The organism is Lonsdalea quercina subsp. quercina (genome assembly GCF_000688695.1).
Taxonomy (GTDB): Bacteria; Pseudomonadota; Gammaproteobacteria; order Enterobacterales; family Enterobacteriaceae; genus Lonsdalea; species Lonsdalea quercina_D.
Genome location: NZ_JIBQ01000004.1, coordinates 166,071 through 184,728 on the forward strand (window position 1 = coordinate 166,071; position 18,658 = coordinate 184,728).

15 protein-coding genes are annotated in these 18,658 nt (G+C 55.0%); 8 read left to right on the forward strand and 7 right to left on the reverse strand.

Annotated elements, in window-relative coordinates; translation table 11 throughout:
• Nucleotides 1-5 precede the first annotated feature (5 nt).
• Both secA and mutT read left to right on the forward strand, forming a co-directional pair.
• Complete coding sequence (gene secA / locus SB13_RS04055) at nt 6-2,708, forward strand: preprotein translocase subunit SecA (protein ID WP_026739123.1); 2,703 nt, start codon at nt 6-8, stop codon at nt 2,706-2,708.
• Nucleotides 2,709-2,784: 76 nt separating this feature from the next.
• The gene (gene mutT, locus SB13_RS04060; RefSeq protein WP_026739124.1) at nt 2,785-3,183 is read left to right on the forward strand and encodes an 8-oxo-dGTP diphosphatase MutT; all 399 of its coding nucleotides are present in this window, start codon (nt 2,785-2,787) and stop codon (nt 3,181-3,183) included.
• Between the two features lie 9 nt (nt 3,184-3,192).
• On the opposite strand, the gene yacG is transcribed toward mutT, so the two are convergent.
• Genes yacG through coaE form a run of 3 tightly spaced genes read right to left on the reverse strand, consistent with a single transcriptional unit; the run spans nt 3,193 to nt 4,774 of the window.
• Entirely contained in the window at nt 3,193-3,390 is a 198-nt protein-coding gene (yacG, locus tag SB13_RS04065; protein ID WP_026739125.1) for a DNA gyrase inhibitor YacG, read from the reverse strand.
• Between the two features lie 11 nt (nt 3,391-3,401).
• A complete protein-coding gene (zapD, locus tag SB13_RS04070) occupies nt 3,402-4,154 on the reverse strand; it encodes a cell division protein ZapD (RefSeq protein WP_026739126.1) in 753 nt (250 codons plus the stop codon).
• A complete protein-coding gene (gene coaE / locus SB13_RS04075; RefSeq protein WP_026739127.1) occupies nt 4,154-4,774 on the reverse strand; it encodes a dephospho-CoA kinase in 621 nt (206 codons plus the stop codon). Before coaE ends, zapD begins: the two co-directional genes overlap by 1 nt.
• A gap of 172 nt (nt 4,775-4,946) precedes the next feature.
• Here coaE and SB13_RS04080 point away from each other — a divergent pair, with 172 nt between their 5' ends.
• Complete coding sequence (locus SB13_RS04080) at nt 4,947-5,987, forward strand: GMP reductase (protein WP_026739128.1); 1,041 nt, start codon at nt 4,947-4,949, stop codon at nt 5,985-5,987.
• 25 nt (nt 5,988-6,012) lie between these two features.
• On the opposite strand, the gene hofC is transcribed toward SB13_RS04080, so the two are convergent.
• The 3 genes from hofC to ppdD are packed head-to-tail and all read right to left on the reverse strand — an operon-like array spanning nt 6,013 to nt 9,104.
• On the reverse strand, nt 6,013-7,215 hold the full coding sequence (gene hofC, locus SB13_RS04085; protein WP_026739129.1) for a protein transport protein HofC: 1,203 nt from the start codon (nt 7,213-7,215) through the stop codon (nt 6,013-6,015).
• Between the two features lies 1 nt (nt 7,216).
• Nucleotides 7,217-8,647 (reverse strand): type II secretion system protein GspE, encoded by a 1,431-nt coding sequence (gene gspE / locus SB13_RS04090; protein WP_026739130.1) that lies wholly within the window; start codon nt 8,645-8,647, stop codon nt 7,217-7,219.
• A 4-nt stretch (nt 8,648-8,651) separates the two neighbouring features.
• Complete coding sequence (gene ppdD, locus SB13_RS04095; protein ID WP_026739131.1) at nt 8,652-9,104, reverse strand: prepilin peptidase-dependent pilin; 453 nt, start codon at nt 9,102-9,104, stop codon at nt 8,652-8,654.
• Between the two features lie 349 nt (nt 9,105-9,453).
• On the opposite strand from ppdD, the gene ampD reads away from it, so the two are divergent.
• Nucleotides 9,454-9,996: a 1,6-anhydro-N-acetylmuramyl-L-alanine amidase AmpD gene (gene ampD, locus SB13_RS04100; protein WP_026739132.1), complete on the forward strand. Its 543-nt coding sequence runs from the start codon at nt 9,454-9,456 to the stop codon at nt 9,994-9,996.
• Between the two features lie 25 nt (nt 9,997-10,021).
• Complete coding sequence (gene ampE / locus SB13_RS04105) at nt 10,022-10,876, forward strand: beta-lactamase regulator AmpE (protein ID WP_026739133.1); 855 nt, start codon at nt 10,022-10,024, stop codon at nt 10,874-10,876.
• Nucleotides 10,877-11,061: 185 nt separating this feature from the next.
• Here ampE and SB13_RS04110 read toward each other — a convergent pair whose 3' ends face one another.
• The gene (locus SB13_RS04110) at nt 11,062-12,417 is read right to left on the reverse strand and encodes an amino acid permease (protein WP_026739134.1); all 1,356 of its coding nucleotides are present in this window, start codon (nt 12,415-12,417) and stop codon (nt 11,062-11,064) included.
• 598 nt (nt 12,418-13,015) lie between these two features.
• Between SB13_RS04110 and pdhR the strand changes: the two genes are divergently transcribed.
• The 3 genes from pdhR to aceF all read left to right on the forward strand — a co-directional run bounded on the left by pdhR (nt 13,016) and on the right by aceF (nt 18,483).
• Nucleotides 13,016-13,780 (forward strand): pyruvate dehydrogenase complex transcriptional repressor PdhR, encoded by a 765-nt coding sequence (gene pdhR, locus SB13_RS04115; protein ID WP_026739135.1) that lies wholly within the window; start codon nt 13,016-13,018, stop codon nt 13,778-13,780.
• A 138-nt stretch (nt 13,781-13,918) separates the two neighbouring features.
• Entirely contained in the window at nt 13,919-16,582 is a 2,664-nt protein-coding gene (gene aceE, locus SB13_RS04120; RefSeq protein ID WP_026739136.1) for a pyruvate dehydrogenase (acetyl-transferring), homodimeric type, read from the forward strand.
• 14 nt (nt 16,583-16,596) lie between these two features.
• Nucleotides 16,597-18,483, forward strand: a complete 1,887-nt coding sequence (aceF, locus tag SB13_RS04125; RefSeq protein WP_026739137.1) for a pyruvate dehydrogenase complex dihydrolipoyllysine-residue acetyltransferase — start codon at nt 16,597-16,599, stop codon at nt 18,481-18,483.
• The last annotated feature ends 175 nt before the right edge of the window (nt 18,484-18,658 follow it).

Sequence of the window (18,658 nt, forward strand, 5' to 3'; positions counted from 1 at the left end):
TTATTATGTTAGTAAAACTATTGACCAAAGTTTTCGGTAGCCGTAACGACCGTACCTTACGCCGTATGCGTAAAACTGTAGATGTAATTGCTCAGCTTGAACCGGCGATGGAAAAGCTGTCTGATGACGAGCTAAAAGCCAAAACGCAGGAGTTCCGCGAACGTCTCAAGAAAGGGGAAACGCTGGAAGCGCTGTTGCCTGAAGCCTTTGCCGTCGTACGTGAAGCGAGTAAACGAGTTTTCGGCATGCGCCACTTCGACGTTCAGATGCTGGGCGGGATGGTTCTTAATGAACGTTGCATCGCTGAAATGCGTACTGGTGAAGGTAAAACGCTGACCGCGACGCTGCCTGCTTATCTGAACGGCCTGACTGGTCGCGGCGTGCATGTTGTTACAGTGAACGACTATCTGGCGCAGCGCGATGCCGAGAACAACCGTCCGCTGTTCGAGTTTCTCGGCCTGACGGTGGGGATCAACCTGCCAGGCATGCCAGCGCCGGCAAAGCGTGAAGCGTATGCAGCCGATATCACTTACGGTACCAACAACGAGTACGGATTTGACTACCTGCGCGACAATATGGCGTTCAGCCCGGAAGAGCGCGTTCAGCGTCCGCTGTTCTACGCTTTGGTGGATGAAGTCGACTCCATCCTGATCGATGAAGCGCGTACCCCGCTGATCATTTCTGGACCTGCCGAAGACAGCTCCGAGATGTACATCCGCGTCAATAAAATCATCCCGTCGCTGATCCGTCAGGAAAAAGAAGATTCCGACACGTTCCAGGGCGAAGGCCACTTCTCCGTGGATGAGAAATCCCGCCAGGTCAACCTGACCGAACGTGGTCTGGTGAAAATCGAAGAACTGCTGGTGAAAGAAGGCATTATGGAAGAAGGAGAATCCCTGTACTCGCCTTCCAACATTATGCTGATGCATCATGTGACCGCAGGGCTGCGGGCGCACGTCTTGTTCACGCGCGACGTCGATTACATCGTTAAAGACGGCGAAGTTATCATTGTCGACGAACATACCGGTCGTACCATGCAGGGTCGTCGCTGGTCTGACGGTCTGCATCAGGCCGTTGAGGCGAAAGAACACGTCACGATCAACAACGAAAACCAGACCCTGGCCTCCATCACCTTCCAGAACTACTTCCGTCTGTACGAAAAACTGGCTGGGATGACCGGGACTGCGGATACCGAAGCTTTCGAATTCAGTTCTATCTATAAGCTGGATACCATTGTCGTCCCGACAAACCGCCCGATGATCCGTAAAGACCTGCCCGATCTGGTGTACATGACAGAGCGGGAGAAGATCGACGCCATTATCGAAGATATCAGGGATCGTACGGCGAATGGTCAGCCGGTGCTGGTGGGGACCATCTCGATTGAGAAATCGGAAGTGGTCTCCGACGCGTTGACTCGCGCAGGAATCAAACACAACGTTCTGAACGCCAAGTTCCATGCCATGGAAGCGGATATTGTCGCGCAGGCCGGTCGCCCGGGCGCCGTGACTATCGCCACCAACATGGCCGGTCGTGGTACAGATATCGTGCTGGGCGGCAGCTGGCAGACGGAGATCGCCCAGTTGGAAGCCCCGACGGAAGAGCAGATTGCCGCCATCAAAGCAGACTGGCAGCTGCGTCACGACGCGGTGCTGGCTTCGGGCGGTTTGCACATCATCGGCACCGAGCGCCATGAATCGCGTCGTATCGACAACCAGCTGCGAGGCCGTTCCGGTCGTCAGGGGGATGCCGGTTCTTCTCGTTTCTATCTTTCAATGGAAGATGCTCTGATGCGTATCTTCGCCTCTGACCGTGTGTCCAACATGATGCGCAAGTTGGGGATGAAAGAAGGCGAAGCCATCGAACATCCTTGGGTGACCAAAGCGATTGCCAATGCACAGCGTAAGGTGGAAAACCGTAACTTCGATATCCGTAAGCAGCTGCTGGAATATGATGATGTCGCGAACGACCAGCGCCGTGCTATCTACACGCAGCGTAATGAACTGCTGAACTCCGTTGATATCAGCGAAACAATCAACAGTATTCGTGACGATGTGTTTAAAGCGACGATCGATAACCATATTCCGCCGCAGTCTCTGGAGGAAATGTGGGATATCGAAGGCCTGGAACAGCGTCTGAAAAACGATTTCGATCTGGAAATGCCGATTGCAGAGTGGCTGGAAAAAGAGCCTCAGCTGCATGAAGAAACGCTGCGTGAACGTATCCACGAGCAGGCGATGGAAGTTTACGCCCGCAAAGAAGAGGTCGTGGGCGTCGATGTCATGCGCAACTTCGAAAAAGGCGTGATGCTGCAGACGCTGGACTCCCTGTGGAAAGAACATCTGGCAGCGATGGACTATCTGCGCCAGGGCATCCATCTGCGCGGCTATGCGCAGAAAGATCCGAAACAGGAGTACAAACGTGAGTCGTTCTCCATGTTTGCAGCGATGTTGGAAGCGCTGAAATATGAAGTCATCAGCACGCTGAGCAAAGTTCAGGTTCGCATGCCGGAAGAGATCGAAGCGCTGGAACAACAGCGTCGTGAGGAAGCTGAACGACTGGCGAGCCAGCAGCAGCTGAGCCATCAAAGCGAAGCCGCTGCCGCGCCGTCTGCGGGTGGTTCATCCGAGCGTAAAATCGGCCGTAACGATCCTTGCCCTTGCGGTTCGGGCAAGAAATACAAACAGTGCCACGGACGTATCCAGAACTAGTCTTCATCACGGTTGGATAACATTATAGGTATCAATAAAGGCGGTCATTGACCGCCTTTTACTTGGGGAAAGGCTTATGACGCAGAAACCTTTGTCAGTCGCGGTAGGCATTATTCGTAACGCCCAGCGACAGTTTTTTATCGCCTGCCGCCAGGCTGGCTCGCACATGGCCGGTAAATGGGAGTTCCCGGGAGGGAAAGTGGAGGCGGGGGAGACGCCCGAACAGGCGTTGATTCGTGAACTGCGTGAGGAAACAGGGATAGAGGCGCACGCCCCTCAGGCGCTGACGGATAAAACATTCTCCACGGGCGATCGGCTCATCACGCTGCATTTTTTCCTGGTGGAACATTGGCAAGGAGAACCCTACGGCCGAGAGGGGCAGCCATCGCGCTGGCTGACCGTCGACGAACTGAAAGAAGAGGAATTTCCGCCAGCGAATGCGGAGATGATCCGCTGGCTAAAGCAGTCGGCGTAATACCGCAGGTTAATACTTGGTTTCGCTCCAGTTTTCGCTGTCAGTAATCGCTTCATTACTGGGAATGCGTTTCTCTTCTTCGGCCCATTCCCCTAGATCGATCAGCTGACAGCGTTTGCTGCAGAAAGGGCGGTAAGGGCTTTGTTCTCCCCACACCACAGGTTTGGCGCAGGTCGGACATTTTACGGTGGTGATATCGTTGCTCATCTTATTCACTCCTAACAGCAAGCCAGTTCGAACGTCAGGCGGTCGGGCACTTGCCCATGCTCGCTGTCCAGCGGCATAAAGCGAATCGCATAACGGCTCTTGTGGCCAGAAATTTGTGGGTATAGCTGATGCTCCTGCGCGATCTGTATGCGCAGGAGGTCGGCGTCGGCTGCATTGTCCTGATAGAAGCCTTTCAGGCTGATTTGTGGACGGAAGATTGCTGAGTTGCGGATGAGGTCCAGAATCATCCCCAGCGTTTGTTCGAATGGGGCGACGCTGTCGAGCCAGACGCTGACCTGGCGGTTTCTGTGCTCGACAGGCTGATGCAGCCAGCTATGCAGCGTCGGCAAGTCGAAGTTACAGCATCCCCCGGGGATGCTCAGTCGTTGGCGCACCATGCCAATAAGGCGATCTTCTCGCAGGCTCTGGCCCATCCGCGGGGCGGCCATCAGTTGGCTGGCCTGTTGGCGTAACTGCTGGCGAAAGGCGTCAATACGCGCCTGATCGACGCCGGGCACGTCCTGCCACTGCGTCAGCTTCTGCTGCTGGCGTTCCAGCTCTTTCATCAAATCGGGGCGAACGTCGCCGCGTTCGAGTATATCCAACAGGTCGGTAGCGGCGCGGAAAAAGCTCAGCGCGTCCCCCATGTGTTCCAGCGTCTGGTTGTCATGCATTTGTTGAAGCAGAAACTCGAGACGTAGCCAGGTCCGCGTTTTCTCATTCAGCGGATATTCAAATAATAGGGTTGAGGAAGCATCACTCATTATTTTGTCATCCTGTCTTTTGCGGTTGCCGCCAGCTCAAGATAGCGCTGATGCAGCATGGCAATTTGTGGGGCAAGTTCGCTCTGGCTACGGCTATTGTCGATGATGTCGTCGGCATAAGCCAGACGCTGTTCTCGCGTGGCTTGTGCCGACAGAATTTTTTCCGCCTGTTGGAGGGAAACCCCATCTCGCGCCAGCGTACGCTGTAGCTGAATTTCCGGGGTGACATCCACAACCAGAACACGTTGCGCCTGCGATTGCAGGCCGTTTTCAATCAGCAGGGGGATCACCCACATCACGTATGGACCGGGGGCGGCAAGCAACTGGCGTTGGGTTTCCGCGTGGATTAGCGGATGCAGCAGTTGGTTGAGCCATTCTTTTTCACGTTCACTGGAAAAAATTTTTGCCCGTAGGGCGGAGCGGTTGAGCGTATCGTCGGCGTTCAGTATCTCGGGGCCGAAGCGTTTTGCGATAGCGGACAACGCTGACGTTCCGGGCTCAACGACCTGACGGGCGATGATGTCCGCATCGATGATAGTGATGCCTTGCCGGGCGAAACCTTCAGCGACGGTGCTTTTGCCGCTGCCGATACCGCCTGTAAGCGCTACGATGTATGCCATGGTATCGATCTGCAAAATTACCGGGTAGATTTACGGGATTCTAGCCTAAATAAAGGTAAATTCGCAGTCTTGCCGCAGGATTATTCGCGCGTATGATTAGGCTACTGGATAGGTTTCAAAGCATACCGACTATCTCCCCGATGGTCTTCGCCACTGACCAGGACACCTCCTTATGCGTATTGAAGAAGATTTAAAGTTAGGCTTTAAAGACGTTCTCATTCGTCCCAAACGCTCCACCCTCAAGAGTCGATCGGAAGTTGAATTGGCGCGCGATTTCACCTTTATGCATGCAGGCTGCCATTGGTCGGGCGTGCCGGTCATTGCGGCCAATATGGATACGGTCGGCACTTTTCGCATGGCTCAGGCGCTATCCACCTTTGGCGTGCTGACCGCCGTGCATAAACATTACTCCTTTGAGCAGTGGCAGCAGTTTGTTACACAGTCGTCGGAAGACGTGTTGCGCCACGTCTTAGTCTCTACGGGGACATCAAGCGACGATTTTACCAAGCTGAAGCAAATTCTGGCTCTCTCGCCGGAGCTGAAGTTTATCTGTATCGATGTCGCAAATGGCTACTCCGAGCACTTTGTCTCTTTTGTGCAGAAAGCGCGCGAGGCGTGTCCTGACAAGATCATTTGCGCCGGGAATGTGGTGACCGGCGAAATGGTCGAAGAGCTGATTCTTTCCGGTGCGGATATCGTCAAAGTTGGGATTGGTCCCGGTTCTGTTTGCACCACCCGGTTGAAAACGGGCGTGGGCTATCCGCAGCTATCGGCGGTGATCGAATGTGCCGATGCAGCGCATGGACTTGGCGGACAGATCGTCAGCGATGGCGGTTGCTCCGTGCCTGGTGACGTCGCCAAAGCTTTCGGCGGCGGCGCTGATTTTGTCATGCTGGGCGGGATGCTGGCGGCGCACGATGAGTGCGAAGGCACCATCGCCGAAGAAAACGGCCAGAAAATGATGCTGTTTTACGGCATGAGNTCGGCGTCAGCGATGGAGCGCCACGTTGGCGGCGTAGCCGGCTATCGGGCTGCGGAAGGTAAAACCGTCAAGCTTCCGTTGCGAGGTCCGGTGGAATACACTATTCGCGACATCCTCGGCGGCTTGCGTTCCGCCTGCACTTACGTTGGTGCTTCACGCCTGAAAGAGCTGACCAAACGCACGACGTTCATTCGCGTCGCCGAGCAGGAAAACCGTATTTTCAACGTTTAGCTTTCCGCTTCCTCAACTGACGGGATCAGGCTCCCGTCAGGACATGTCCCAACTGGAAAATGGGCAGATACATGGCTATCACCAGCGTACCGACAATAATGCCCACTGTGCCCATCAGTAGCGGCTCCAATGTATGAGGCAGCTTTTCCGCAAACTGCTGCGTCTTTTTTTCATGCCATTCAGCTAACTGTGCGAATAGGTGCTCTAGTGTGCCGGTCTCTTCTCCGACTCTGATTAACTGTGGGCAGGGCGCAGGGAACAGCGGTGAGCGTTCTACCGCCTGACTCAGCGGGATGCCGCGTTCGACGAGGCTTTGTATCTCTTGTAATTCCTTCTGGTAAAGAGGATGTCCAAGCGTCGCGGCGGCGCTCAGCCCGGCTGGCAGCGGCAGTCCTGCACCGTGAGTCATCGCCAGCGTATGGAATATCTGGCTGAGACACCGCCCGCGAATAAGTGTGGCAATGCCGGGCACTTTGAGCCACAGACGTTGCTCTCTGTGTCGCCAGCTCGGATAGGTTCTGCGCACCCAGCCGTAGGCTGCCGCGAGCACGATGTTTATTGTGACGAGAGCACCTCCATCGCGTATACACCGTTCCGAAAAGGTCAGTAAAGTCTGAGTCAGCAGGGGTAGCGGGGCATTAAACGAGGCGTAAAGCCGGCCAAACTCAGGCAGGACCAAGGTGATCATCAAAGCGCTCACCACTAGCACGGCGGCGGAAACGAAAAGGGGATAGCGTAGTGCCTTGGCGACTTTGTACGCCAATTGCTGGCGCGCCTCCTGATAAGCGGCGAGCTGCTGGCAGCAGTCGCCGAGCTTACCGGTCAGTTCGCCTGCGGCAATCAACGAGCAATACATTGGCGGAAATATATGGGGGTAGTGCCGAAGCGCTTCTGCCAGCGTCATGCCTTGTGCGACCCGTCGGCCGACTGTGTGTAAGACACATCGCCATGCCGGTTTGTCATGCTGCCGAGCCATGAGGTTCAATGATTCCAGTAGCGGAAGCCCAGCCTGCAATAGAGAGCCGAGCTGGTGAATGACGGGGGTCAGCTGCGTGCTGCGCCAGGCATAACGTGTCAGGTATTGTCGGACCTTCAGGCTAAGGGGTTGGTAACCCAGTTCGAGCAGATGATCGTACACCTGTTGGCGGTGGGTCGCGATAAACTCGCCGCGATACAGTTCACCTTTGCCGCTGAGGGCCTGCCAGTCGTACAGTTTTTGCATTGCCATCTCAGTCTTCTTCCTCCATCCCATCACCCACAACCCGATAGACCTCATCGAGTGATGTGATGCCTTCATTGACTAACGCCAGACCAGCGTTGAACAGCCAATTTGGGCGGGCATGCTGGTCATGCGCCTTTTCGTAGGAGACTTCTCCGTTATCCGCCAGCGTTTGCTGGAGGTCCCGGGAAATGGCTAACAGGTCGTAAATCGCGGCTCGGCCGTAATAGCCTGAAAAACAGTGGTTGCAGCCCCGTGGACGCCATTGCCGCAGTGGACTTGACCAGGCTGCGTGAGGCGATATTGGTTCCGAGGGCACTTGCTCGCGGCAGTGAGGGCATAGCCTGCGAACTAAACGCTGAGCGATGATGAGTTTCAGCGCCGAGGCAAGCAGGTAGCCGGGAACGCCAAGATGTCTTAGCCGCGTGATGGTCTCGCTGGCGGAGTTAGTGTGCAGCGTGGATAGCACTAAGTGACCGGTTTGCGCCGCTTTGACGGCAATGTCTGCCGTTTCGGCGTCGCGAATCTCTCCAATCATGATGACGTCGGGATCCTGGCGCAGCAGGGCTCTCAGCACCCGACTGAAGTCCAGCCGACTTTTAGCGTTGACAGCGGTCTGATTGATCCCTTCTAACGGAATTTCTACCGGATCTTCCACGCTGCAAATATTACGGCTGGTACAATTGAGCCAGCGTATGGCGCTGTATAGCGTGAATGTTTTCCCGCTCCCTGTCGGGCCTGTGACCAAAATCATTCCTTGAGGCAGGCGCAGCACCTGCTTGAATAGCCTTAATGCGCTTGTAGAAAGCCCCAGCGTGTTCAGCGTCAGCGCATGTTGCTGCGTCTGCAATACCCGCAGTACGACCTTTTCGCCCGTTTGTATTGGAAGCGTGGCGATACGTAATGAGTAACGTTCCCGATCGAGCTGCAGGGTAAATTGACCATCCTGCGGTAGACGGCGTTCAGCGATATCCAGTTTCCCCATGATCTTAAGCCGCGCAATAAGCCGGGGCGTCAGTTCGTCAGGTGCTGAAGGCATTTCCTGCAAGACGCCGTCAATACGCAGTCGTATCCGGCAGTGCATTGCCATCGGCTCGAAGTGGATATCCGAGGCCCGCCGCTGAATCGCTGAATTCAGCGTCTGATTGATAAATTTGATGACCGGGATATCTTCCTGCTCTTCGATCTCAGGCGTGGGCTGATAGATCGACGCTTTTTCCATGGCGCTTTGCGGCGGGGCAATCGCTTTTTCCAGTCTGGCCGCTGGCCATTTCTCTATCAACACCCGGCGATTGCTGGCGAATTTCAATGCCGTCAGCATTTCAGTGGTTGGCGGGCTGCCGACTGCAACGGTAATGGATTGTTCATCTATGGCCAGTAGCAGGGCGTGATAACGCTGGCACAATATGACGAGCTCTTCGCTAAGTATTTGTGACGTCATGAGATCACCCTGCGGCATCAGAGGCATCATCCAGACGGAAAACGTCGAGACAGGCCTGCCTGAGTGTATCGCCCCCGGTTTCCGCCAGGCAGTTTTTGGTCCAGCTTAACGATCCTGTCTGGGGCTCCAGCGTCGGCGTCACCACCACGCTAAGTCCTTGCAGCGAGGATTGACCTGTCAACGTGATGACGCCTCGTGAAACGGTAACCTGACTGATATAACGTGTGGTTGTTCCCGCGGGAATCCCCTGATTGCCAGCATTGCACAGGGCCAGATCGGCGTTACTCAGTCCACAGAGATCGACCGCTATTTTGTAGGAGGCCGCCGTTTGCAGCATGTCGGTCATCGCCGCTTTTTGCAGATATCCCTGATAGGCTGGAATTCCCAGGGCGCTCAGCACGGCAATAATGACGATCACGACCATCAGCTCAATCAGCGTAAATCCTTGCTGTAACATGATTTCAGTCCTTGATATGGCAGATGGCGGCAGCATATGGGAAGGCAATCATCTCGGCGACAGACAATAAACCCGTTCGGAATCCGCGTCGCAAACTGTTTGAAGAATTGCAGCCGGCTCCCATTTTTTTGCCTGACGGTTTCCGGTTTCCGTATTTCTCGCACCAGGGACGTGGCGCTAAACGGCATGTTTGCGGTAAGTTTTGGCCGCAGGAAAGTGTGTCGTTGATTTTTCCAGCCGCATGGCGGGTGAATGACGAGCAGGGGAAACATGCTACGCTTTGGTCTGTGCGAGGCGTTTGCCGCGCTGAGGAATACGCGCAAAACGACAGGTTAATAGGAGTTTGTAGATGGAATTGGTTGATGGATGGCTAACGGATGTGGCGCGTGTACCGTCCCCGCATTGTGACGAAAGGCCCGAGGGCGATACTCCCTCGTTGCTGGTCATACACAATATCAGCCTGCCGCCGGGCGAGTTCGGCGGTCCCTATATCGACCAATTGTTTACCGGAAGACTCCAGGCGACTGAACACCCTTATTTCGCCGAGATAAGCCATTTGAGAGTATCGGCTCATTGCTTGATTCGTCGGGATGGCAGCATCGTTCAATATGTGCCCTTTGACCGCCGGGCCTGGCATGCGGGCGTCTCCAAATTTGAGGGCCGCGAACGCTGTAATGATTTCTCTATCGGCATTGAACTTGAGGGGACCGACACGCTTCCTTTTACGGAGGAACAATACCGGCAGTTGGCGTCGGTCACCCAGCTGTTATGTCTGGCTTACCCGATTACGCCGAATCGAATTTGCGGTCACAACGATATTGCACCAGGTCGAAAAACCGATCCCGGTCCTGCTTTCGACTGGGATCGATATCGACATTTAGCGCAGGAATAGCGAGCTACAAAGGGAGTCTAAATTAATGACGCTGTTTACGTTGTTGCTGGTTTTGGGATGGGAACGTCTGTTTAAACAGGGCGAACACTGGCAATTGGATCACCATTTTGCGGTGAGGCTTCGACATCTTTCTTCACCGTCCTTGATACAAACCCTGCTTTTGTCGCTGGCGGGTATGGCTATGACCGCGCTGTTGATGTGGCTGGTCAGCGGCTTGTTGTTCGGTCTGCCGACGCTGATTTTATGGATCATTATTGGTTTGCTTTGCGTGGGGGCCGGCGAGGTGAGGCTGCACTACCGTCGGTATTTGCAGGCGGCGCTACGTGGTGAAACGGATGCGGAACGCCAAATGTCCGGTGAATTGGCCCTGATTCATGGGTTGCCGGTGGACGGTAGCGAAGCGGATAGGCTTAAGGCGCTACAGAATGCTTTGCTGTGGATTAATTTTCGTTATTACCTGGCCCCCCTGTTCTGGTTTGTGGTCGCCGGGCCTTACGGTCCCATTGCGCTGGTCGGTTATGCCTGTCTGAGAGCGCGTCAAACAATGCTTGCTCGTTACCATACCCCGTTGGAGCGGGCTAACTCTGGGGTGGATACATTGCTGCATTGGCTGGATTGGATCCCTGTGCGGCTGGCCGGGGCGGCTTATGCGTTGCTGGGGCATGGCGAAAAAGCGTTGCCCGCCTGGTTCTCCGCCTTGCTGGATTTTCACAGTAGCCAGTATTGGGTGCTGACCCAGCTGGCTCAATTTTCACTCGCGCGGGAACCCCATATCGATCCTCATGCGACGCCGATTGCTGCCGTTAAGTTGGCAAAAAAGGTGACGGTGATGATTGTAGTGGTGGTGGCGCTATTGACCATCTACGGCGCACTGGTATGACCCGCGGCCTGAAGCCTGAACGTGTGCAACTTTGGGCGTCGAACCGCTGGTGGGGATGGAGAGGAAAACTGCAGGGGAGTGAGAAGGAATGAAAGTTATGGAGCCAGAGCGGTTGTTGTTCTCCCTAACTGTAACTCTCAATTGATGCCGCCCGTGGTTCAGGCGGCATCGGAATCACGGACGCTTTATTTAGACTGCTTACGCTGCTTCAGCCAGTAACCGCATCCCAGTATCGCTAACCAGATAGGGATCAGGATGACCGAAATACGAATGCCCGGCGTCAGGGCCATAATCACCAGAATACCCACCATAAATAACAAGCACAGGTAGTTGCCGAAGGGGTAAAGCAGCGCCTTGAACTTGGTTTCAACGCCTTCCCGATCTTTATGCTGGCGGAACTTGATGTGCGCCAAGCTGATCATAGCCCAGTTAATGACCAGAGCCGAGACGACGAGCGCCATCAGTAGCTCCAGCGCTTTGCCTGGAATGAGGTAGTTGATCAGTACGCAAAAGGCGGTCGCCAGCGCTGAAATAGCAATAGCGACGACAGGTACACCACGTGCATCCACCGTGCTCAGCGCTTTGGGACCGTTACCCTGTTTAGACAGGCCGTACAGCATGCGGCTGTTGCAATAAACGCAGCTGTTATAAACCGACAGCGCGGCCGTCAGCACGACAATGTTCAGGATAGTAGCGACTACATCGCTGTTCAGCTCATGGAAAATCATGACGAAGGGACTGCCGCCTTCTACCACTTTACCCCAAGGGTACAGTGACAGCAGAATCGTCAGGGAGCCGATATAGAAAATCAGAATGCGGTAGATCACCTGATTGGTGGCGCGAGGAATGCTTTTTTCTGGGTCGTCCGCCTCAGCAGCAGTGATACCGACCAGCTCCAGCCCGCCGAAAGAGAACATGATAACCGCCATCGCCATGACCAGACCCATGATCCCGTTCGGGAAGAATCCGCCCTGATTCCACAGATTGGTGACCGTGGCTTCCGGTCCGCCATGTCCGCTGAGCAATAACCAGCCCCCGAATACGATCATCCCGATGATGGCGCTCACCTTGACCAGGGCGAACCAGAACTCCATTTCTCCGTAAATCTTCACGTTAGCGAGGTTGATGGCGTTGATGACCATAAAGAAGACGGCGGCGGAAACCCAGGTCGGAATGTTTGGCCACCAGTACTGAACGTAGATGCCGACGGCGCTGAGCTCGGCCATTGCCACGAGAACGTACAGCACCCAATAGTTCCACCCTGAGGCGAAGCCTGCAAAGTTCCCCCAGTATTTGTAAGCGAAGTGGCTGAATGAGCCTGCTACAGGTTCCTCAACCGACATTTCTCCCAACTGGCGCATGATGAGAAACGCAATAATACCGCCAATGGCGTATCCCAGCAGAACCGAAGGTCCCGCCATTTTGATTGTCTGCGCGATACCGAGAAACAGTCCCGTTCCCACTGCACCGCCGAGGGCAATCAACTGTATATGACGGTTTTTTAATCCACGCTTTAGCGTTCCGTCTTGTTGATTTTGCATGGCTTTTACCTTCTGCCTATCTAAATGAAAGTCTTGAGAGCACCGCCAGAACACTGGCAGCTTTACATTGGTGTTGTTTTAAGTTTACGACCGCGGAGAGAAGAAAATGACCTTTCCACTACCGTTGGTCAGAGAATAGTGATAAGCGTCGATAAATGCACTGATTTATTCGTTGTGTAGCCTAAAGCCAAACCGAAAAAGCCCCATCGACTTTTCGATACCCACCTCTGGTTCTATCCTGTAATTGTTATGCAATACTTAACATTTAATTTGAATGCGAATAGTTCAATCTCGGCTGCTTTGTGAATTTTTATGCAATAAATGCAGTTTTTATTCTCTTCTGGAGGGTTTAATCGTTTCAGCTGAGAGGGTTTTGTTCATGAAAGGTTACAGTGATGACGTGAGAAATATTGGTAATACCAATGACATATTAGCGCGATTACTCATTGGTTTGACCCTGTTGTTAAAAACTATAGCGATAGGGCAATTGTCATAGTAATCATATAGACAGAAGGTGAATACTTTGTTACTTTGACGCCACGTTTTTTAAATTGGTATTACCAATTAACTCCGCGCTTTTCGCCGAGACAATTTCGCCATGGCATACAGCAAGATCCGTCAGCCCAAACTATCAGATGTGATTGAACAGCAACTGGAGTTTCTGATCCTCGAAGGGACTTTGCGGCCCGGTGAAAAACTTCCTCCGGAACGCGAGCTCGCCAAACAATTCGAGGTGTCACGTCCCTCTCTCAGAGAAGCCATTCAACGGCTTGAAGGGAAAGGACTGTTGCTACGTCGTCAGGGCGGCGGCACGTTTGTCCAGACCAATTTGTGGCAGAGCGTCAGCGACCCGCTGGCCGAGCTGCTCAGCAATCATCCTGAATCACAGTTCGATCTTCTTGAAACCCGTCATGCATTGGAAGGCATCGCAGCGTATTACGCGGCTTTACGCGGTACTGAGTCCGACTTGCAACGCATTCGGGAATGCCATTTTTTGATTGAACAAGCGCGTGAATCCGGCGATCTCGTCGCGGAGGCGGAAGCCGTTATGCACTATCAGGTCGCGGTGACGGAAGCGACGCACAACGTTGTCCTGCTGCACCTGCTGCGCTGCATGGGGCCTATGCTGGAACAGAACGTACGACAGAATTTCGAATTGCTCTACCTGAGTCGCGAAGTCTTGGCCAAGGTGAGTAGTCATCGCGCCAGAATATTTGAGGCGATAGTCGCTCGTGAGCCGGAGCAGGCGCGCGAAGCTTCACACCGTCATCTGGCGTTTATAGAGGAAATATTGCTGGAACTGAACCGGGAACACAGTCGGCGAGAACGCTCATTGCGTCGGCTCCAGCAACGCAAGGACTAGGTGCTTTCATTGAGGCGCCGTTTGCGAAATACGAGACGATGAGCCTGTCTTCCTGCGCTTTTAACCCTATGGGCGCAGAGTGTATGAAGACAGGCTCCAGACAAATCAACTGAATTAGAAACAGATAAGGAATAGACCATGTCAGAACGTTTGAATAATGACGTGGATCCGATCGAAACGCGTGACTGGCTGCAGGCGATCGAATCGGTTATCCGTGAAGAAGGTGTTGAGCGCGCGCAGTTCCTGATTGATCAGGTTCTGAGCGAAGCACGTAAAGGCGGCGTGAAAACCGCTGCCGGCAGCGCAAGCAGCAGTTACATCAACAGCATCGCCGTCGAAGACGAACCTGCCTATCCGGGCAACCTTGATCTGGAGCGCCGTATTCGTTCAACGATCCGTTGGAATGCGGTCATGACCGTACTGCGCGCTTCTAAGAAAGATTTGGAACTGGGCGGCCACATGGCGTCCTATCAGTCGTCCGCCACCTTCTACGAAGTGTGTTTCAACCACTTCTTCCGCGCACGCAACGCGCAGGACGGCGGCGATCTGGTTTACTTCCAGGGACACATCTCCCCGGGCGTTTACGCTCGCGCATTTGTTGAAGGACGCCTGACCGAAGAGCAGATGAACAACTTCCGTCAGGAAGTACACGGCCATGGTCTGTCTTCCTATCCGCACCCGAAACTGATGCCTGAATTCTGGCAGTTCCCGACCGTTTCCATGGGTCTGGGCCCGATCGGTGCGATCTATCAGGCTAAGTTCCTGAAATACCTGGAACACCGTGGTCTGAAAGATACGTCTAAACAGACTGTCTACGCCTTCCTGGGCGACGGTGAAATGGATGAGCCGGAATCCAAAGGCGCCATCACCATCGCGACCCGTGAAAAACTGGACAACCTGGTCTTCGTCATCAACTGCAACCTGCAGCGTCTGGACGGACCGGTCACCGGTAACGGCAAGATCATCAACGAGCTGGAAGGCGTGTTTGGCGGCGCTGGCTGGGAAGTGATCAAGGTTATCTGGGGCGGTCGTTGGGACGAACTGCTGCGTAAAGACACCAGCGGTAAGCTGATTCAGCTGATGAACGAAACCGTGGATGGCGACTACCAGACCTTCAAATCGAAAAACGGCGCCTACGTGCGTGAGCACTTCTTCGGTAAATATCCGGAAACCGCGGAGCTGGTCAAAGACTGGACCGACGATGAAATCTGGGCGCTGAACCGCGGCGGCCACGATCCGAAGAAAGTCTATGCCGCACTGAAAAAAGCGCAGGACACCAAAGGCAAACCGATCGTCATCCTGGCGCATACCATCAAGGGTTACGGGATGGGTGATGCGGCCGAAGGCAAAAACATCGCTCACCAGGTCAAGAAGATCAACATGGAAGGCGTTCGCTACTTCCGCGATCGTTTCAACGTGCCGGTCAAAGACGAAGAGCTGGAAAAACTGCCTCTGCTGAGCTTCGACAAAGATTCCGAAGAGTACAAATACCTGCATGAACGTCGTCAGGCGCTGGAAGGCTATGTGCCGTCCCGTCAGCCTAACTTCAGCGGTTCTCTGGATCTGCCGACGCTGGAAGACTTCGGTCCCCTGCTGGAAGAGCAAAACAAAGAGATCTCCACCACCATCGCTTTCGTTCGTGCTCTGAACGTGATGCTGAAGAACAAGTCGATCAAAGATCGTCTGGTGCCGATTATCGCGGATGAAGCGCGTACCTTCGGTATGGAAGGTCTGTTCCGTCAGATTGGTATCTACAGCCCGAACGGTCAGCAGTACACCCCGCAGGACCGTGAGCAGGTGGCGTACTACAAAGAAGACGAGAAAGGTCAGATTCTGCAGGAAGGGATCAACGAACTGGGCGCGGGCGCGTCCTGGCTGGCGGCGGCAACGTCTTACAGCACCAACGACCTGCCGATGATTCCGTTCTACATCTACTACTCCATGTTCGGGTTCCAGCGTATCGGCGATCTGTGCTGGGCGGCAGGCGACCAGCAGGCGCGCGGCTTCCTGATTGGGGGCACCTCCGGTCGTACGACGCTGAACGGCGAAGGTCTGCAGCATGAAGATGGCCACAGCCACATTCAGTCACTGACTATCCCGAACTGTATCTCCTACGACCCGGCATTCGCCTACGAAGTCGCTGTCATCATGCATGACGGTCTGCATCGTATGTACGGCGAAGCGCAGGAGAACGTTTATTATTACATTACGACGCTGAACGAAAACTACCACATGCCGGCGATGCCGCAGGGCGCCGAAGAAGGCATCCGCAAAGGTATCTACAAGCTGGAAACGGTAGAAGGCGGCAAAGGCAAGGTACAGCTGCTGGGCTCCGGCTCCATCCTGCGCCATGTCCGCGAAGCCGCAGTGATCCTGTCCCAGGACTACGGCATCGGTTCCGACGTCTACAGCGTGACCTCCTTCACCGAACTGGCGCGCGACGGTCAGGACTGCGAACGTTGGAACATGTTGCACCCGGCAGAAACGCCGCGCGTACCGTACATCGCTCAGGTGATGAGCGAAGCGCCAGCCGTCGCGTCTACCGACTACATGAAGCTGTTCGCCGAGCAGGTACGTNCTTACATCCCGGCCAGCGACTATCGCGTTCTGGGTACGGACGGCTTCGGTCGCTCCGACAGCCGTGAGAACCTGCGTCACCACTTCGAAGTGGATGCGTCTTACGTGGTGGTTGCAGCACTGGGCGAGTTGGCTAAACGCGGCGAAGTTGAAGCGTCTGTCGTGGCTGAAGCCATTAAGAAATTCAACATCGACCCTGAGAAAGTTAACCCGCGTCTGGCATAAGAGGGCAAGATTACATGGCTATCGAAATCAATGTTCCGGATATCGGTTCGGACGAAGTTGAAGTCACCGAAGTAATGGTGAACGTCGGCGACACTGTTGAAGCTGAACAGTCGCTGATTACGGTGGAAGGCGATAAGGCCTCCATGGAAGTGCCTTCCCCTCAGGCGGGCGTGGTGAAAGAAATCAAGATTGCCGTCGGCGACAAAGTCTCCACCGGTTCTCTGATCATGGTCTTTGATTCCGCAGACAGCGCGGCGGAAGCGCCGGCGGCAGCACAGCCGGAAGCGGCCCCTGCTGCTCCGGCTGCGGCCAGCGCAGTGAAAGAAGTCGAAGTCCCGGACATCGGCGGCGACGAAGTCGAAGTCACCGAAGTGATGGTGAACGTCGGCGACAGCGTTGAAGCAGAGCAGTCTTTGATCACCGTTGAAGGTGACAAAGCCTCCATGGAAGTCCCGGCGCCGTTCGCGGGCGTGGTGAAAGAAATCAAGATCGCCACGGGCGACAAAGTGAAAACCGGCTCCCTGATCATGATGTTTGAAGTGGCAGGCGCCGCGCCAGCCGCACAGGCCAGTCAGCCGGCTGCCGCTCCGGCCGCAGCCAGCACCGGTTCTGCCGCGAAAGACGTCAACGTACCGGATATCGGCGGCGACGAAGTCGAAGTCACCGAAGTGATGGTCAGCGTCGGCGACAAAGTCACTGCGGAACAATCCTTGATTACCGTGGAAGGCGACAAGGCTTCCATGGAAGTGCCGGCACCGTTCGCGGGCACGGTCAAAGAGATCAAAATCGCTACAGGCGACAAGGTGAAAACCGGCTCCCTGATCATGGTGTTTGAAGTCGAAGGCGCAGCCCCGGCCGCGGCACCGGCAGCGAAAACCGAAGCGAGCGCCGCCCCAGCTCCGGCTAAAGCCGCGCCTGCCGCTGCTCCGGCCGCGGCCAGCTCTAGCGCGAAGGGCGAGTTCGCCGAGAACGACGCTTACGTGCACGCGACCCCGGTCATCCGTCGTCTGGCGCGCGAGTTCGGCGTCAATCTGGCGAAGGTGAAAGGAACGGGTCGTAAAGGCCGTATCCTGCGCGAAGACGTACAGGCTTACGTGAAAGACGCGGTCAAACGCGCAGAATCCGCTCCGGCGGCGGGCGCGACGGGCGGTTCTCTGCCGGGTCTGCTGCCTTGGCCGAAGGTCGACTTCAGCAAATTCGGCGAAGTCGAAGAAGTGGAACTGGGTCGTATTCAGAAGATCTCCGGCGCCAACCTGCATCGCAACTGGGTGATGATCCCGCACGTGACGCAGTTCGACGAAGCAGATATCACCGAAGTCGAAGCGTTCCGCAAACAGCAGAACGTAGAAGCCGAGAAGAAGAAACTGGACGTGAAGATCACGCCTGTCGTGTTCATCATGAAAGCCGTCGCGAAAGCGCTGGAAGAGTTCCCGCGTTTCAACAGCTCGCTGTCTGAAGATGGTCAGCGCCTGACGCTGAAGAAATACATCAACGTCGGCGTTGCGGTTGATACCCCGAACGGTCTGGTGGTTCCGGTATTCCGCGATGTGAACAAGAAAGGTATCGTTGAACTGTCTCGCGAGCTGATGGAGATCTCCAAAAAAGCCCGCGCCGGTAAGCTGACGGCTTCCGACATGCAGGGTGGATGCTTCACCATTTCCAGCCTGGGCGGCCTTGGCACCACGGCATTCACGCCGATCGTCAACGCACCGGAAGTGGCTATCCTTGGCGTTTCCAAATCGGCCACCAAACCGGTATGGAACGGCAAAGAGTTCACGCCGCGCCTGATGCTGCCACTGTCTCTGTCATTCGACCACCGTGTTATCGACGGTGCGGACGGCGCGCGTTTCATCAGCTTCATCAACAATGTGATGTCTGATATTCGTCGTCTGGTGATGTAACCGCCGGGACTGGCCTGCGGGCCGGTCTTTTGGCTAACGTCGATGCCGCGGCGGCAGGCTGTTCGCCGTGGCATGTTTGAGACGCAGATCCCCCTGGCTCGCCTTGCAGAGCGTTAACAACTCTGTAAACTAAATGTCAGTGTGGGGGCGTCCCGGTGGATGACGGGCGTACTGA

Bases quoted from the DNA above. Each gene is read 5' to 3' on its own strand.
- coaE (WP_026739127.1), bottom strand. From the start codon at position 4,774: ATGGCATACATCGTAGCGCTTACAGGCGGTATCGGCAGCGGCAAAAGC.
- pdhR (WP_026739135.1), top strand. From the start codon at position 13,016: ATGGCATACAGCAAGATCCGTCAGCCCAAACTATCAGATGTGATTGAA.
- mutT (WP_026739124.1), top strand. From the start codon at position 2,785: ATGACGCAGAAACCTTTGTCAGTCGCGGTAGGCATTATTCGTAACGCC.
- ampD (WP_026739132.1), top strand. From the start codon at position 9,454: ATGGAATTGGTTGATGGATGGCTAACGGATGTGGCGCGTGTACCGTCC.
- gspE (WP_026739130.1), bottom strand. From the start codon at position 8,647: ATGACGTCACAAATACTTAGCGAAGAGCTCGTCATATTGTGCCAGCGT.
- secA (WP_026739123.1), top strand. From the start codon at position 6: ATGTTAGTAAAACTATTGACCAAAGTTTTCGGTAGCCGTAACGACCGT.
- zapD (WP_026739126.1), bottom strand. From the start codon at position 4,154: ATGAGTGATGCTTCCTCAACCCTATTATTTGAATATCCGCTGAATGAG.
- ppdD (WP_026739131.1), bottom strand. From the start codon at position 9,104: ATGTTACAGCAAGGATTTACGCTGATTGAGCTGATGGTCGTGATCGTC.
- SB13_RS04110 (WP_026739134.1), bottom strand. From the start codon at position 12,417: ATGCAAAATCAACAAGACGGAACGCTAAAGCGTGGATTAAAAAACCGT.
- ampE (WP_026739133.1), top strand. From the start codon at position 10,022: ATGACGCTGTTTACGTTGTTGCTGGTTTTGGGATGGGAACGTCTGTTT.
- hofC (WP_026739129.1), bottom strand. From the start codon at position 7,215: ATGGCAATGCAAAAACTGTACGACTGGCAGGCCCTCAGCGGCAAAGGT.
- aceF (WP_026739137.1), top strand. From the start codon at position 16,597: ATGGCTATCGAAATCAATGTTCCGGATATCGGTTCGGACGAAGTTGAA.
- yacG (WP_026739125.1), bottom strand. From the start codon at position 3,390: ATGAGCAACGATATCACCACCGTAAAATGTCCGACCTGCGCCAAACCT.